The organism is Plantactinospora sp. B24E8, from assembly GCF_039871735.1.
Classification (GTDB): domain Bacteria; phylum Actinomycetota; class Actinomycetes; order Mycobacteriales; family Micromonosporaceae; genus Plantactinospora.
Genome location: NZ_JBDPMH010000036.1, coordinates 44931 through 59980 on the forward strand (window position 1 = coordinate 44931; position 15050 = coordinate 59980).

12 protein-coding genes are annotated in these 15050 nt (G+C 72.3%); 3 read left to right on the forward strand and 9 right to left on the reverse strand.

The window, feature by feature from the left end; genetic code table 11:
* Nucleotides 1-201 precede the first annotated feature (201 nt).
* The 5 genes from ABGB21_RS31315 to ABGB21_RS31335 form a co-directional block, all read right to left on the reverse strand.
* Entirely contained in the window at nucleotides 202-1791 is a 1590-nt protein-coding gene (locus ABGB21_RS31315; protein WP_347680837.1) for a rhamnulokinase family protein, read from the reverse strand.
* Complete coding sequence (locus ABGB21_RS31320; RefSeq protein ID WP_347680839.1) at nucleotides 1788-3851, reverse strand: bifunctional aldolase/short-chain dehydrogenase; 2064 nt, start codon at nucleotides 3849-3851, stop codon at nucleotides 1788-1790. The genes ABGB21_RS31315 and ABGB21_RS31320 overlap by 4 nt, the downstream gene beginning before the upstream one ends.
* A 1-nt stretch (nucleotide 3852) precedes the next feature.
* Nucleotides 3853-5016, reverse strand: coding sequence for an L-rhamnose isomerase (gene rhaI, locus ABGB21_RS31325; protein ID WP_347680841.1), 1164 nt, complete (start codon nucleotides 5014-5016; stop codon nucleotides 3853-3855).
* The gene (locus tag ABGB21_RS31330; protein WP_347656838.1) at nucleotides 5013-5396 is read right to left on the reverse strand and encodes an L-rhamnose mutarotase; all 384 of its coding nucleotides are present in this window, start codon (nucleotides 5394-5396) and stop codon (nucleotides 5013-5015) included. The genes rhaI and ABGB21_RS31330 overlap by 4 nt, the downstream gene beginning before the upstream one ends.
* Before the next feature lie 78 nt (nucleotides 5397-5474).
* Nucleotides 5475-6509 (reverse strand): LacI family DNA-binding transcriptional regulator, encoded by a 1035-nt coding sequence (locus ABGB21_RS31335; RefSeq protein ID WP_347656837.1) that lies wholly within the window; start codon nucleotides 6507-6509, stop codon nucleotides 5475-5477.
* Between the two features lie 341 nt (nucleotides 6510-6850).
* Between ABGB21_RS31335 and ABGB21_RS31340 the strand changes: the two genes are divergently transcribed.
* Nucleotides 6851-7870 carry a PmoA family protein gene (locus ABGB21_RS31340; protein ID WP_347680843.1) on the forward strand — a complete coding sequence of 340 codons (1020 nt, stop codon included), beginning with the start codon at nucleotides 6851-6853 and terminating at the stop codon, nucleotides 7868-7870.
* 64 nt (nucleotides 7871-7934) lie between these two features.
* Here ABGB21_RS31340 and ABGB21_RS31345 read toward each other — a convergent pair whose 3' ends face one another.
* The 4 genes from ABGB21_RS31345 to ABGB21_RS31360 form a co-directional block, all read right to left on the reverse strand.
* Nucleotides 7935-8807, reverse strand: a complete 873-nt coding sequence (locus tag ABGB21_RS31345; protein WP_347656835.1) for a carbohydrate ABC transporter permease — start codon at nucleotides 8805-8807, stop codon at nucleotides 7935-7937.
* Nucleotides 8804-9769 (reverse strand): sugar ABC transporter permease, encoded by a 966-nt coding sequence (locus tag ABGB21_RS31350; protein WP_347656834.1) that lies wholly within the window; start codon nucleotides 9767-9769, stop codon nucleotides 8804-8806. The genes ABGB21_RS31345 and ABGB21_RS31350 overlap by 4 nt, the downstream gene beginning before the upstream one ends.
* A 235-nt stretch (nucleotides 9770-10004) precedes the next feature.
* Entirely contained in the window at nucleotides 10005-10586 is a 582-nt protein-coding gene (locus tag ABGB21_RS31355; protein WP_347656833.1) for a TIGR03086 family metal-binding protein, read from the reverse strand.
* A gap of 86 nt (nucleotides 10587-10672) precedes the next feature.
* On the reverse strand, nucleotides 10673-11275 hold the full coding sequence (locus tag ABGB21_RS31360; RefSeq protein WP_347656832.1) for a TetR/AcrR family transcriptional regulator: 603 nt from the start codon (nucleotides 11273-11275) through the stop codon (nucleotides 10673-10675).
* 350 nt (nucleotides 11276-11625) lie between these two features.
* Between ABGB21_RS31360 and ABGB21_RS31365 the strand changes: the two genes are divergently transcribed.
* Together ABGB21_RS31365 and ABGB21_RS31370 are read left to right on the forward strand one after the other, a co-directional pair.
* On the forward strand, nucleotides 11626-13977 hold the full coding sequence (locus tag ABGB21_RS31365; RefSeq protein WP_347680845.1) for a TRAP transporter fused permease subunit: 2352 nt from the start codon (nucleotides 11626-11628) through the stop codon (nucleotides 13975-13977).
* Complete coding sequence (locus ABGB21_RS31370; protein ID WP_347680847.1) at nucleotides 13974-14993, forward strand: TAXI family TRAP transporter solute-binding subunit; 1020 nt, start codon at nucleotides 13974-13976, stop codon at nucleotides 14991-14993. The genes ABGB21_RS31365 and ABGB21_RS31370 overlap by 4 nt, the downstream gene beginning before the upstream one ends.
* Nucleotides 14994-15050: the final 57 nt, after the last annotated feature.

Genomic DNA, 15050 nt, shown 5'->3' on the forward strand with positions numbered 1-15050 from the left:
CTCACTCCGTCGACTCTACGGGCCGACGACGCAGGCGCGGAAGGCCCGCCGGGGCGCCCGGCGACACCCGGCGTCCACGCCGGGCTCGCCCGCCGCACCGACCCCGCCGCACCGACCCACCGGCCCGCTCCACCGACCACCCGCCGACGGGACCGGCACGGCGACGGGACCCGCTCCGTTGCCGGTCCCGTCGCCGGCTCGTCACCGGTCCTGGAGACCGGCCCGTTCGGCGGCGTCCCGCCAGGCGGCCTCGGCCCCGGGCGTCGGCTGGTACGTCCGCAGCGCGCCGGTACGCGGCAGCGTGCGCCGCAACAGCCCGCGCAGCTGCGGCAGCCCACCGGCCAGTACGCCGAGCGCCCGGCCCTGCACCAGCGCGTTGCCCAGCGCGGTCGCCTCGACCGGGCCGGCGACCACCGGCAGCCCGCAGGCGTCGGCGGTGAGCTGACAGAGCAGCTCGTTACGGGCGCCGCCGCCGACGACGTGCACCACGTCCACCGGCCGGTCCGCCAGCCGGGCCGCCTGCCGCACCGCCGACCGGTGCGCCAGCGCCAGACTGTCCAGAATGCACCGGGTGATCGCGGCCGGCCCCGCCGGCACCGGCTCGCCCCGGTCCGCGCAGGCCCGGGCCAACCGGGCCGGCATGTCGCCGGGCGGCAGGAAGACCGGGTCGTCCGGGTCGACCACGGCGCCCAGCCCCGGTTCCCGGGCGGCGGCGGCGAGCAGCTCCGGCAGCTCGACGTCGTACCCCCGGGAGCGCCAGACCCGCAGCGACTCCTGGAGCAGCCAGAGCCCCATCACGTTGCGTAGGTAGCGGACCGTGCCGTCCACCCCGGCCTCGTTGGTGAAGTTCGCCGCCCGGCTCTCCGCCGACAGCACCGGCGCCGGCAGCTCCACCCCGACCAGTGACCAGGTGCCGCAGGAGATGTACGCGAACCGGTCGCCCTCGGCCGGCACCGCGACCACCGCCGAGGCGGTGTCGTGCGAGCCGACCGCGGTCACCGGCAGCGGACCGGTCGCCCCGACCGCCTCCCGTACCCCGGCGAGCAGTTCACCGGCCGGTTCGCCCGGCTGGCGCAGCGGGCCGAACAACCGTTCCGGCAGGCCGGCCGCGTTGATCAGCTCCGTCGACCAGCGTCGGGTGGAGACGTCCAACAACTGGGTGGTGGAGGCGTTGGTGACCTCGGTGCCGGCCACCCCGGTCAGCCAGTAGCTGAGCAGGTCCGGAATGAGCAGCAGCCGTTCGGCCCGGTCCAGGACCGGGGTGCCGGTCGCGGCGACCAGCTGGAAGAGGGTGTTGAACGGCAGCAGCTGCAGCCCGGTCGTGGTGTAGAGCCGGTCGGCGCCGAGCGCCGCGACCACCCGCTCCGGCACCCCGTCGGTCCGCCGGTCCCGGTAGTGCACCGGGTTGCCGAGCAGCGCCCCGGTCGCATCGAGCAGCCCGTAGTCGACGGCCCACGAGTCGATGCCGACGCTGGCCAGGTCGGGCCGGCGGGTCAGCGTGGTACGCAGCCCGGCGACCGTCTCCGCGTACAGCCGGAGCACGTCCCAGTGCAGGGTGTCGAGCAGGCGTACCGGGTCGTTGCCGAACCGGTGCACCTCGGTCAGGTCGATCCCGTCGGCGGTGATCTCGGCGAGCATCACCCGTCCGCTGCCGGCCCCGAGGTCGACCGCGGCCACCGCGGTCGAGTCCGGGCGGGCTGCCGTACCGGCCCGACGGCCCGGTGCGGTGGTGGTGGCCGGCGGCGAACCGGCGACGGGGGAGCCCGCCGCCGGTTCCGTCGGCGCACTCATCGCAGGAAGGCCGCGGCCACGCCGGAGTCCACCGGTACGTGCAGCCCGGTGGTGTGCGACAGTTCGCCACCGGTCAGCGCGAAGACCGCGTTCGCCACGTGCTCCGGCAGCACCTCGCGCTTCAGCAGCGTCCGCTGGGCGTAGTACGCCCCCAGCTCCGACTCCGGCACCCCGTAGACGGCGGCCCGCTGGGCACCCCAGCCGCTGGCGAAGATCCCCGAACCGCGGACCACCCCGTCGGGGTTCACCCCGTTGACCCGGATACCGTGCTCGCCGAGTTCGGCGGCGAGCAGCCGTACCTGGTGGGCCTGGTCGGCCTTGGCGGCGCTGTAGGCGATGTTGTTCGGGCCGGCGAAGACCGAGTTCTTGCTGGAGACGTAGACGATGTCCCCGCCCAGACCCTGGTCCAGCATCACCCGGGCGGCGGCCCGGGAGACCAGGAACGAACCCTTCGCCATCACGTCGTGCTGCAGGTCCCAGTCCGCCTCGGTGGTCTCCAGCAGCGACTTCGAGATCGACAGCCCGGCGTTGTTGACCACCAGGTCGACACCGCCGAAGGCGAGCGCGCCCTCGGCGAAGGCGGCCTCGATCCCGGCCGGGTCGGTGACGTCCACCGGCACCGCGACCGCCCGGTCGGTGCCGCCGAGCTCACCGGCGACCGCCGCCGCGCCCTCGGCGTTGCGGTCGGCGACCACCACGCAGGCACCCTCGGCGGCGAGCCGGCGGGCGATCGCCGCCCCGATCCCGGAACCGGCGCCGGTGACCAGGGCGACCCGGCCGGCCAGCGGCTTCGGCTTCGGCATCCGTTGGAGCTTCGCCTCCTCCAGCGCCCAGTACTCGATCCGGAACTTCTCCGACTCGTCGATCGGGGCGTACGTCGACACCGCCTCGGCGCCGCGCATCACGTTGATCGCGTTCAGGTAGTACTCGGCGGCGACCCGGGCGGTCTGCTTGTCCCGCCCGAAGCTGAACATCCCGACCCCGGGCACCAGCACGATCGCCGGATCGGCGCCACGGATCGCCGGGGAGTCCGGCGCCGCGTACCGCTCGTAGTAGGCCCGGTAGTCCTTCCGGTACGCCTCGTGCAGCTCCCGCAGCCGGGCGACCACGTCCGGCAGCGGCGTCCCGGCCGGCAGGTCCAGCACCAGCGGCCGGACCTTGGTGCGCAGGAAGTGGTCCGGGCACGAGGTGCCGAGCGCGGCCAGCCGTGGGTGTTCGGCCCGGGCCAGGAAGTCCAGCACCGCCTCGTCGTCGGTGAAGTGTCCGACCTGGAAGCGGCCGGACTGCCGGCTGTCCGTACTGGCCAGGCCCCGCAGTACCGGGGCGAGCGCGGCGGCCCGCTCCCGACGCTGCGCGGCCGGCAGCGGCTCGTACCCGGGCAGCACCGGCCCGAACGGCTCCGGCCGGCCCTGCTCGGCGAGGAACCGGGTGGCCGTCTCGATGATCTCCAGCGAGTTCGCCTCGCACTCGGCGCTGGTCGCCCCCCAGGCGGTGATGCCGTGCCCGCCGAGAACGCAGCCGATCGCCTGCGGGTTGTCCCGGGCGATCGCGGCGATGTCGAGGCCGAGCTGGAAGCCGGGGCGGCGCCACGGCACCCAGACCACCCGGTCGCCGAAGCAGCGGCGGGTCAGCTCCGGCCCGTCGGCGGCGGTGGCCAGCGCGATGCCGGCGTCCGGGTGCAGGTGGTCGACGTGCGCCGCGTCGACCAGGGCGTGCATCGCGGTGTCGATCGACGGCGCGGCCCCACCCCTGCCGTGCAGGCAGTAGTCGAAGGCGGCGACCATCTCGTCCTCGCGGTCGACGCCGGGATAGACGTCGACCAGCGTGCGGAGCCGGTCCAGCCGGAGTACGGCGAGGCCGCCCTCGGTCAGCGTGCCGAGGTCGCCACCGGATCCCTTGACCCACATCAGCTCGGTCGCCTCGCCGGTGACCGGGTCGTCCGCGCTGCCCTTGGCCGACGTGTTACCACCGCCGTAGTTGGTGTAGCGCTTGTCCGCGCCGAGCCGGTGCGACCGGTCCAGCAGCGCGGTGACCTCGGGGGAGGTGTGCGTGTCCGTCATCTCAGGCACCCCACCCCGCCTGCTGGCCGCCGACCCGCTCGGCGACGATCTTCTCGGCGTACCCGGACCGGGCGTACGCGGTCATCGGATCCGGGTCCAGCCCCATCTCCTCCCGCACCTCGCGCAGCAGCGGCCGGACGTCGGTGTTGAAGGCGTCCATCAACACCCCGTTCGCGCCGAGCACGTCCCCGGCCGCCTGCGCGGCGGCCAGCGCCTCCGCGTCGACCAGCAGCGCCTTGGCGGTCGCCTCCTGCACGTTGAGCACCGAACGGATCTGAGCCGGGATCTTCGGCTCGATGTTGTGACACTGGTCGAGCATGAAGTTGATCCCCGACTCCGGCCGCAGCGCGTCGGCCCTGACGATCTCGTGCATGATCCGGAACAGCTGGAACGGGTCCGCCGCGCCGACCATCAGGTCGTCGTCGGCGTAGAACCGGGAGTTGAAGTCGAAGGCGCCGAGCCGCCCCTCGCGGAGCAGGAACGCCACGATGAACTCGATGTTGGTGCCCGGGGCGTGGTGGCCCGTGTCGATCACCACCTGGGCCTTTTCGCCGAGCCGCAGGCAGTGCGCGTACGCGGTGCCCCAGTCCGGTACGTCGGTGGTGTAGAACGCCGGCTCGAAGAGCTTGTACTCCAGCAGGATCCGCTGGTCGGGGCCGAGCCGGTCGTAGGTGACCCGGAGCGCCTCGGCGAGCCGGTCCTGTCGGGCCCGGATGTCGTCCTGGCCCGGATAGTTGGTGCCGTCGGAGAACCAGAGCTTCAGGTCCCGCGAGCCGGTGGCGTCCATGATGTCGACGCACTCCAGCAGATGGTCCAGCGCCTTGCGCCGGATCCGGGGATCCGGGTTCGTGACGCTGCCCAGCCGGTAGTCGTCGTCCTGGAAGACGTTGGCGTTGATCGCGCCGAGTCGTACCCCCCGCTCGGCGGCGTACGACGCCAGCTTCGCGTAGTCGTCGACCCGGTCCCAGGGGATGTGTAGCGAGACGATCGGGGCGATCCCGGTGAACGCGTGCACCTGGGCCGCGTCGGCGATCTTCTCCTCCGGGGTACGCGGCACGCCGGGCTGGGCGAAGACCTTGAAGCGGGTGCCCGAGTTGCCGTACGCCCACGAGGGCACCTCGATCTGCTGGGCGCGCAACGCCGCCCGGATGTCGACCCCGGTCATGCCCTCTCCTCGCTTCGCTCGGTCATGTCGGCCTCCGTGTTCTCCAGCGCGGCGAGTTGTGCGTCCAGGTTGAAGATCTCGTCGAGGACGACGAATCCCTCGTCGGGGCGCCGCCCGTCCAGCCCGACGAAGAACGGTGCCATCTCGGCCTGCCACCTGGCGTTGACCTCGGTGCGTTCCATCGCGGCGAGCGAGGCGGCCAGGTCGGCGGTGCGGAAGTGCCCGACCAGCAGCCCGTCGTCGTGCAGGAAGAGGGAGTAGTCGTGCCAGCCGGCGTCGCGGAGTGCGGCGAGCATCTCCGGCCAGACCGCGGCGTGCCGTTCGCGGTACTCGGCCAGCCGCTCGGGCCGGACCCGCAGGATGAAGCAGACACGCCGCATGGCGGCCTCCCTTGAATGAACCGTTTCAACCAAGCGCCCTCAAAATACGATCGGCATCGTTGAACTGTCAAGAAACGGTCAGTCGACGGGGCGGGCGTACCGGCTCGACTCGCGGACCACCAGCTCCGGTTCGAAGACCACCTGCTGGTGCCGGTGGCCCTCCGGATCGTTCGCCTCCTCCAGCATCAACTGGGCCGCGGTCCGGCCGAGTCGCTGCCGGGGCTGGCGTACCGAGGAGAGCGGGACCGCCGCGGCGGCGGCGAATTCGATGTCGTCGTAGCCGACCAGCGCGATGTCCTGCGGCACCCGGACCTGCTGCCGGGTCAGCTCCTGCAGTACGCCGAGCGCGAGCAGGTCGTTGGCGCAGAACACCGCCGTCGCCCGGCTGGACCGGGGCTGGCCGAGGATTCGGGAGGCCGCGTCCCGGCCGGCCGCCACGGTCGGGCTGGCCGTCTCGAAGCGCCGCATGTTCTGCTCCGAGAGCCCGGCCTCGTGCAGCGCGTGCAGGGCGCCCTGGTGCCGGTCCCGTACCTGTTCCAGCCGCCAGGGGCCGCCGACGAAGGCGATCTGCCGGTGTCCCGCCTCGACCAGGTGTCGCACGGCCAGCTCACCGCCGAGCCGGTCGTCCACCGAGACCGAGCAGACGTCGGTCCGGGTCGAGCGCCGGTCCAGCAGGATGACCAGGACCCCCCGCTCCCGCAGCCGCACCAGTCGCTCGTTGGCGTCGTCCACCGGCGTGATCAGCACCCCCTGGACCCGCTGTTCCTCCAACAGGTCGAGGTAGCGGCTCTCCTTGCCCGGGTCGCCGTCGCTGTTGCAGAAGATCACCGCCATGCCGGCCTCGCCGGTGGCGTCCTCGACGCCGCGCGCCACGTCGGTGAAGAACGGGTTGGCCACGTCCAGCACCACCAGGCCGAGCGTGCGGCCCCGGCCCCGGCGCAGCTGCCGGGCGGCGTCGTTGGGTACGAAGCCCAACTCGTTGATGACGGCCAGGACGCGGCTCCGGGTCGACGCGGCCACGATGTCGGGCCGGTTGAGCACGTTCGAGACCGTGCCGACCGAGACGCCCGCCTGGGCGGCCACATCCCGGATGCTGACCGTGGGTCCCGCCACCACGTCTCCCTCCGTTGCCCGGACCGCCCGGGCTGAAACGTGTCAAGGTTATCCGGCGACCGGACCGACCGTGCTCGTGGCACCGCCAGCGGCGTGGCGACCCCGCCATCGGCGTCCGCCGTGCCCCTCGCCGTGCGCCGACACGGTACGCCGCCCCGCCCCGCCCGGTAGCCCCTTGCCACCGGCGTCAATCGATGCCCTGTCAACGGGCGGCGGCCCGGCGCGACCGACCCGGGTACGCTGTCCGCCGGTAACCGCTTTCCTCCGCGCGTCCGGCGGTCCCGTCGACCGCCACCGGGAACACCAGCGACAGTCGCCATCGAACCGACAGGAGCGGGCTGATGACCGACGAGCCGACCGGACCACGGCTCCGGATAGGCGGCGAGATCGTCGCCGGGTACGTCGTCGCGCCGGAGATCGACCCACGCTGGGGCCCACGCCCGTACCTGCATCCGGTGCGAACCCTGGCCGGGGTGACCGTCACCGACACCCTGCCCGAGGACCACCGGTGGCACCTCGGGGTCTCGGTGGCGCTGCAGGACGTCTCCGGCACGAACCTGTGGGGCGGTCGGACGTACGTCCGGGACACCGGCTACACCTGGCGCGACGACCACGGCCAGATCACCCACGACGCCTGGCTGCCCGACGGCGGCACGGCCGGACCGGTCGGCGTCGAGGCCAGGGTCGGGGCCAGCGCCGAGGCCAGGGTCGGGGCCAGCGCCAAGGGCGGCGTCGAGACCAGGGTCGGGGCCGCCGCCGCGGACACCGGAGGTGAGCCCGTCCCGACCGTTCCGGAGCACCCCGACCGGCCGCCGGCCGACGTCGACGGATTCGCCGAGCGGCTGCGCTGGTCGGATCCCTCCGGTGCCACCCTGCTGACCGAGGAGCGGACGGTCCGCGCCACCGCGCTTCCCGACCGGGCCGACGCCTGGCTGCTCGACTTCGCCTACCGGCTCACCGCGCCCGCCGACCGGGACGTCGTGCTGGGCAGTCCGGCCACGAACGGCCGCCCCGGCGGTGCCGGGTACGGCGGGTTCTTCTGGCGTGCCGCGTCGGGTGAGGTGTCGACCTTCACCGCCTCCGCCGACGGGGAGGAGGCCGTCAACGGCAGTACGGAAGCGTGGTTGGCTCTGGGCGGTCGCAGCGCCGACGGTGCGGCGTACACCCTGGTCTTCACCGGGTTGGGCGACGGCGACCACTGGTTCGTGCGGACCGGGATCTATCCCGGCGTCTGCGTGGCGCTCGCCTGGCAGCGGACCCGGCGGCTGGCCGCCGGCACCTCACTGCGCCGCCGGCACCGGATCGTGGTAGCGGACGGGAACCTGCTCCGCGAGGACATCGCGGCGGTCCTGCCGACCTGAGTACGACAGCCACCGGTCGCGGGCCCGTCCGGCAACGGTACGTCGGACGGACCCGCGAGGGTGCTCAACCCTTCAGACCGGAGGTGGCGATCCCCTCCACCAGGTAACGCTGGAAGGCCAGGAAGAACAGGATCACCGGGATGATGCTCAGCACCGACATCGCGAACATCGGGCCGAACGCCGACTCGCTGGTCTGGTCGATGAACAACCGCAACGCCAGCGGCAGCGTGTACGACTCCGGGTCGTTCAGGTACACCAGTTGACTGAAGAAGTCGTTCCAGGTCCAGATGAAGGTGAAGATGGCGGTGGTGACCAGCGCCGGCTTGAGCAGCGGCAGGATGACGTACCGGAAGGTGAGCACCGGTCCGCAACCGTCGATCGCGGCGGCGTCGTCCAGTTCCCGGGGCAGGCCCCGGATGAACTGCACCATCAGGAAGACGAAAAACGCGTCGGTGGCGAGCAGCTTCGGCAGGATCAGCGGCACGAAGGTGCCGACCAGGTCCAGCTTCTGGAAGATCGTGTACTGCGGGATCAGCACCACGTGGTACGGCAACATGATGGTGAGCAGGGTGAACGCGAACAACGGTCCGCGTAGCCGGAACCGCAGTCGGGCGAAGGCGTACGCGGCCAGCGCGCAGGAGACCAGGTTGCCGATCACCGAGCCGGCCGCGACCAGCACCGAGTTGGTGAAGAACCGCCAGATGCCGATCCCGGCGATGCCGTCCAGCGCGGCGGAGTAGTTCTCCGGCGCCAACCGGCTGGGCAGCAGGCTCAGACTGGACAGGATCTCGTCGGTCGGCTTGACCGAGGTGGCGACCAGCCAGACCACCGGATAGAGCAGCAACGCCAGGACGGCGATGATCAGCGTGTGCCAGCCGATCCCCCGCAGCCGGGTTCCCGTACGGCCGGCGGTGCGGCCGCTGGTCAAGGTGGTCACCTGTCCTCCCCCGAGTAGAAGACCCAGCGGCGGGACGTGCCGAAGAACAGGGCCGTGATGATGGCGATGACGAGCAGCAGCAGCCAGGCCATGGCCGAGGCGTAGCCCATCCGGAACTGGGCGAAGCCGCGCTCGTAGAGGTAGAGCGTGTAGAACAGCGTCGAGTTGCTCGGGCCGCCCCGCCCGCCGCTGACGATGAACGCCGGGGTGAACGCCTGGAAGGCGTGGATGGTCTCCAGCACCAGGTTGAACAGGATGATCGGGGAGAGCATCGGCAGGGTCACCGAGCGGAACGTCCGCCAGCGTCCCGCGCCGTCCACGGCCGAGGCGTCGTACAGTTCGGTCGGGATCTGCTTGAGCCCGGCCAGGAAGATCACCATCGGGGCGCCGAACTGCCAGACGGCCAGGATGATCAGCACCCAGAGCGCGTAGTCGGGCTCGTTGATCCAGCCACCGGTGTCCCAGCCGAACGTCCCGGTGACCGAGTCGACCACCCCGCTGTCGGTGAACATCGCCCGCCAGACCAGCGCGATCGCCACGCCGGTGCCGAGCAGCGACGGCGCGTAGAACGCCGACCGGTAGAAGCCCTGTCCGCGCCGGTTGCGGTTGAGCAGCATGGCGACCCCGAGGGCGGCGGCCAGCTTCAGCGGTACGGAGATCAGCACGTAGGTCGCGGTGACCTTGGCCGAGTCGAGGAACCGGGCGTCGTCGGTGAACAGTCGCCGGTAGTTGTCCAGCCCCACCCACTCCGGGCTGGTGAACAGGTCGTAGTCGGTGAAGGAGAGGTAGAGCGAGGCGAGCATCGGGCCGACGGTGAGCAGCAGCGCGCCGAGCGCCCAGGGGGAGAGGAAGAGGTACGCGATGCCGGGGCGGTCGCGTCGGTAACGCGGGCGGCGCGGGGTCGAACCGCCTTCGCCGGTGGCGGGCCGGGGTGGCGGCCGGTGCAGGGTTCCAGTGGTCATCGTCGATATCCGATCGGCTCGGCCGCGGCTCGCCGGGTGAGCGCCCGACCTCGGCGGCGAGGCAATATGAAACCATTCAACAGCCGCCCGAACGTACCGTCGGGGTGATCCGACTGTCAACGGACGCCGCCGCCCACCGCACCCGGCCGGCCGGTCGTGGTCCCGTGGGGGCCGCACGCCCCGGCGCGCCGGTCCGGGCCTGGTCGGGCCGCACGTCTCGGCGCCAGCCCGGGCCTCACGCCTCGACGCGCCAGCCCGGGTCGCGACCAAAGGCGGCGATAAACCGGGCCTGGTCGTCCGCCCCCGGAGGCAGCTCCACCTCGGACGCCGTCAGCCCGCTCGACCGGTACCCGGCGGAGCGCCCGGTGAACCAGCGGGCACACTCCCGTACCGCCTCGGGATCCAGGCGGACGACGGAACCGACCGCCACCGACAGGTCCCAGCCGTGTACCAGGCACTCGGCCATCAGCTCGTGCAGGTACTCGTCGGCCGAGGTCGGCCCGGACGACAGCCGTACGGTCCGGTCCCACACCCCCGGCTCGCCCGCCGCCCGGTCCGCCTGGGCCGCCGCGTCCCGGGCGACCGCCGCCGGATCGGTGCCGAGCAGATCACCGGAGAACCGGTCGCCGACCTCGGCCACCCTGGCACCGGCGAGCAGCGGCACCGACCAGTACAGTTCGCCGACCACATGGTTGACCAGCGCCCGGACGTCCCAGTCCGGACACGGCGTGGGAGCTGCCCACTGGTCGTAGCCGACCTGACCGACCTGATCGGCCAGGTGGCTCAGCGTACGCCGGTACGCGGGCAGCAACTCCATGCCCCGATTCTGCCTCCAGACGCGCGGCCGTAACCGGCGGATCGTCACTCCAGCCGGGCACGGCCCTCAGTCCAGCCGGGCGGCCCTCAGTCCAGTTGGGTGGGGGAGAGCCCGAGTTCCCGGGCGACCGCGAGCCGGACCCACCCGGTGAGCTGCCGACGGGGGATCACCCGTTCGTGTACCGCCAACTGCACCGCGAGCCCGTCGATCAGCGCGTTGATCCGCCAGGCGGCCCCGGCCGGATCGTCGCAGCTGAACACCCCCTCGGCCACTCCGGCGGCGATGACCTCGCCGAGCCCCTCCCGCCGTCGCAGGTCGAGCCGGCGGGACACCTTCTCCAGTTCCGGCGTACGCAGCGACTCGGACCAGCCGTCGATCCACATCGCCCAGGACCGCGACCGGCCCGGTGGGGCGTAGAGCCGGAGCAGCTTCTTGAGCTTGCCCAACGGAGTGGCGGTGCACCGGAGCACCGCGTCGAGCCGACCGAGATCCTGCTCGGCCGCGTACGCGAACGCCTGCGCGACGAGTCGTTCCTTGGTGGCGAAGTGGTAGAACACCAACGCCTGGCTGACCCCGGCGGCCTGTGCCACGTCGGCGGTGCGGGTGTTCGCCAGACCCCGGGTCGCGATCACCTCACAGGCGGTACGCAGCAGCGCATCCAGCCGCACCTCGGCCGCACGTCTCGTCACGCGGTTACCGTAGCCCATCTCGGCGCGCACAATAAGCTACCAACACGTCGGATAAGTTACCAACATCGTAAATATCGGGGCGCTGTCCCTCGAACGGTGGAGCCGGGCGGCGGACCGACCGCGCTCCCTTGCCAGGAAGGCCCCCGCCGACACCTCCGGGTCAGGAAATGCCCCTTCCCCACACATCGGACCGCCGCCCGCCGTGGCGAACGACCGCTCGACCTGTCTCGTCGACCGCCCGACCTGCGGAGTTGACCGTTCGTCCCGGGTGGCGACCGTTCGTCCCGGCCGGGCAACCGTCCGGCCCACGAAGATCGGCACCGGTCGCTGGCCCGTAGTAGTGTCCGCTCATGTCAGACGGTGTGGCCCAGATCCCTCCGACTGCGACCGCCGAATCGTCCCCGGACCGGCGGCCGTCCACACCGGACGGCGGATCACCGCCGCCGGCCGCGTCGCAGCTGGCCAGCCCGGCGTACGACGACGAGGAACGCCCCGCCCGACAGCTGACCGGGCCGGTCGGCACCGGCGTCGCGGTGGTCGCCTTCGCCGTCGCCCTGCTCGTGCTCTGGCAGGTCTTCCGCCCACTGTCGCAGGGCAGCCAGTTCTATCTGATCATCTTCCTGTCCGGGGTACTGCCGCTGGTCTTCCTCGCCTACCGCTCCGGGCTACGACTGCCGGCGCGGACCGCCCGGGACGTACCCGAGGGCGCGCCCGCCACCCGCCGCCCGGACCGGCCGACGGCGCTCGACTGGGTCCTGGCCGGCCTGGCGCTACTGGTCTGCCTCTACCCGGTGCTGCCGCTGGCCGTCGGGGACGCCGGCGGCGGCTACGACGCCTTCCTCGACCGGCAGGGCCTGCTCGCGCCGGTCGACGTGCTGATGGGGGCACTGCTGCTGGTCCTGCTGGTCGAGGCGTGCCGCCGCACCACCGGCTGGATCCTCCCGGTGGTCTGCCTGCTCTTCCTCGCCTACGGCTACTACGGCGGCCTGCTGCCGCAGACCTGGGCGATCGCCCACGCCGGCCTCGACTTCGGACAGATCGTCGACGCCCTCTACAACTCCGGCAGCGGCTTCTACGGCACCCCGCTGGACGTCGCGGCGACCTACATCGTGCTCTTCACCATCTACGGCGCGGTGCTCGACCTCTCCGGCGCCGGACGGTTCTTCGTCGACCTCTCGGTGGCCGCGTTCCGACGCTCCCGCAGCGCCGCCGGGCGGACCGCGGTCGCCTCCGGCTTCCTGCTCGGCACCGTCTCCGGATCCGGCACCGCCACCGCGGTCAGCGTCGGCGCGGTCACCTGGCCGATCCTGCGCCGCGCCGGCTACCCCGCCGAGCACGCCGGCGGCATGCTCGCCGCCGCCGGGGTCGGGGCGATCCTCTCCCCGCCCACCCTCGGCGCGGCGGCGTTCATCGTCGCCGAGTACCTCGAGGTCTCCTACCTGACGGTGCTCGGCTGGGCGGTCATCCCGACCCTGCTGTACTACCTCGGCATCCTGCTCGCCGTCGAGATCGACGCCCGCCGGTTCCAGGTACGGCCGGTCGAGGTGGCCGCCGCCTCGGCATGGCGCCTGCTGGCCCGCTTCGGCTACCACTTCTCGTCACTGATCGTGATCGTCGTCCTGCTCGCGGTCGGGGTGAGCGCGATCCGGGCCGTGGTCTACGCCACCGGCCTCGCGGTGCTGCTCTCCTTCCTCGACCGGCGGCACCGGCTCACCCCACGCCGGCTCGCCACCGCGCTCGCCACCGGGGTACGCGGCGTGCTCCCGGTCGCCGCCGTCTGCGCCGCCGCCGGCATCGTCACCGCCACCACCACGAAGACCGGGCTCGGCGCCCAGTTCGCCTCGCTGCTGGTCCGGGGCGCCCAGGCGGTCAGCGACAACCCGACCGTCGTACTGGCGCTCACCGTGCTGCTCGCCGCGGTGGCACTGTCGCTGCTCGGTCTCGCCGTACCGGTCACCGCCTCCTTCATCATCGGCTGGGTGATCATCGGGCCGGCGCTGCTCGCGCTCGGCGTACCCGCCCCGGCCGCGGCGATGTTCGTCTTCTACTACTCGGTGCTCTCCGAGGTCACCCCGCCGACCGCACTCGCCGCCGTGGGCGCGGCCGCGATCACCGGCGGCCGGACCGTGCCCACCATGTGGCAGGCCCTGAAGTACGCCCTGCCGGCCTTCCTCGCCCCGATCGCGTTCGTGCTGACCGGCCCGGGCGAGTACCTGCTCGGCCGGGGTGCACCACTGGACGTGCTCTGGGCGGGCCTGGTCGGCTGCCTCGGGGTGGCGGCACTGGCCGTGGCGACCGGCGGCTGGCTGCTCGGGGTGGGCCCGGCCGGACCGGTCGAGCGGACCCTCACCGCGGTCGCCGGTCTGCTCCTGCTCTACCTGCACCCGGTCTCCATCACGATCGGGGTCGCGCTGGTCGCGCTCGCCGTGGTGGTCGCGCTCGTCCACCGTCGCCGGACCGTACCGGCCCCGCCCGCCGGTGCACCGTCGGCCGTCTCCGGTGGTGCACCGGCGGCGGCCGTCTCCGCCGGTGTTGATGTCGGTCCGGTCGGTGGTGCCGAGACCGGTCCGGTTGGTGGTTCCGTCGAGGTCGCCCCGTCCGGCGGTGCCGGTGCCGGTGCCGGTGCCGGTGCCGGGCCGGCGGGCGGCGCCGGCCCGACGGTGCGAGAGGTCGGTTCGAACCTGGGAGAGGAAACGAGATGAGACGTACATCGAGGGTCCTGGCCGTGGTCATCGTCGCGGGGATGGGACTGGCCTCCCTCGTCGCCTGTGGCGGCCGGCAGAACACCGCCAGCACCGACGCCGGCGGTGAGATCACCTGCGACGTGGCGACCGAGACCCGGATCGGCATCGCCACCGGAAACGCGACCGGCGTCTACTTCGCGCTCGGCAACGCGTACGCGGAGCAGATCTCCAACGCGCCCGGCAGCAGGGTCCGGGCCACCGCGGCCGAGACCGGTGCCTCGGTGCAGAACATCCAGCAGTTGGTCGCCGGTACGTACGCGGTGGCGTTCTCGCTCGCGGACACCGCCGCCGACGCGGTCCAGGGCACCGGGAGCTTCGCCGGGCAGAAACAGCCGGTCCAGGCGCTGGCCCGGATCCACACCAACTACACCCAGGTGATCGTCCGCAAGGACGCCGGCATCACCTCCGTCGCCGACATGCGGGGCAAGCGGGTCTCCACCGGCTCGCCGAAGTCCGGTACCGAGGTGATCGCGAACCGGCTGCTGCAGGCGGCCGGCCTCGACCCGGAGAAGGACATCCAGGCGCAGCGGCTTGACCTGACCAAGACCGTCGACGGGGTGAAGGACGGCTCGATCGACGCGTTCTTCTGGTCCGGCGGCCTGCCCACCCCGGGCATCACCGACCTGCTCACCACCACCCGGGACCAGGTCAGCTTCCTGGACATCACGCCGCTGCTCGCCGAGATGAAAAAAATCAACCCGGTGTACGAGGAGGGGGCCGTCCCCGCCGCCACCTACGGTACGCCGGCGGACGTCAAGACCATCGTGGTGCCGAACTTCCTGCTGGTGAAGGAGGACCTTGACGCCGACCTGGTCTGCGTGCTGACCAAGGCGCTCTTCGAGCGCAAGCCGCAACTGGAGCAGGCGAACGCGGCGGCCAAGGAGATCAGCCTCCAGTTCGCCTGGCGGACCGACCCGGTGATCCTGCACCGGGGGGCGGCCAAGGCGCTGACCGACCTGAACGCCCCGAAGTAGCGGCGGAACCCGTCGGGCCGCACCCAGTTCCTCCTATCCAGGTTCCTAGGATGTTGT

Excerpts from the sequence above, each read along its gene's own strand:
- ABGB21_RS31315 (WP_347680837.1), bottom strand. The coding sequence starts at position 1,791 with ATGAGTGCGCCGACGGAACCGGCGGCGGGCTCCCCCGTCGCCGGTTCG.
- ABGB21_RS31320 (WP_347680839.1), bottom strand. The coding sequence starts at position 3,851 with ATGACGGACACGCACACCTCCCCCGAGGTCACCGCGCTGCTGGACCGG.
- rhaI (WP_347680841.1), bottom strand. The coding sequence starts at position 5,016 with ATGACCGGGGTCGACATCCGGGCGGCGTTGCGCGCCCAGCAGATCGAG.
- ABGB21_RS31330 (WP_347656838.1), bottom strand. The coding sequence starts at position 5,396 with ATGCGGCGTGTCTGCTTCATCCTGCGGGTCCGGCCCGAGCGGCTGGCC.
- ABGB21_RS31340 (WP_347680843.1), top strand. The coding sequence starts at position 6,851 with ATGACCGACGAGCCGACCGGACCACGGCTCCGGATAGGCGGCGAGATC.
- ABGB21_RS31350 (WP_347656834.1), bottom strand. The coding sequence starts at position 9,769 with ATGACCACTGGAACCCTGCACCGGCCGCCACCCCGGCCCGCCACCGGC.
- ABGB21_RS31355 (WP_347656833.1), bottom strand. The coding sequence starts at position 10,586 with ATGGAGTTGCTGCCCGCGTACCGGCGTACGCTGAGCCACCTGGCCGAT.
- ABGB21_RS31365 (WP_347680845.1), top strand. The coding sequence starts at position 11,626 with ATGTCAGACGGTGTGGCCCAGATCCCTCCGACTGCGACCGCCGAATCG.
- ABGB21_RS31370 (WP_347680847.1), top strand. The coding sequence starts at position 13,974 with ATGAGACGTACATCGAGGGTCCTGGCCGTGGTCATCGTCGCGGGGATG.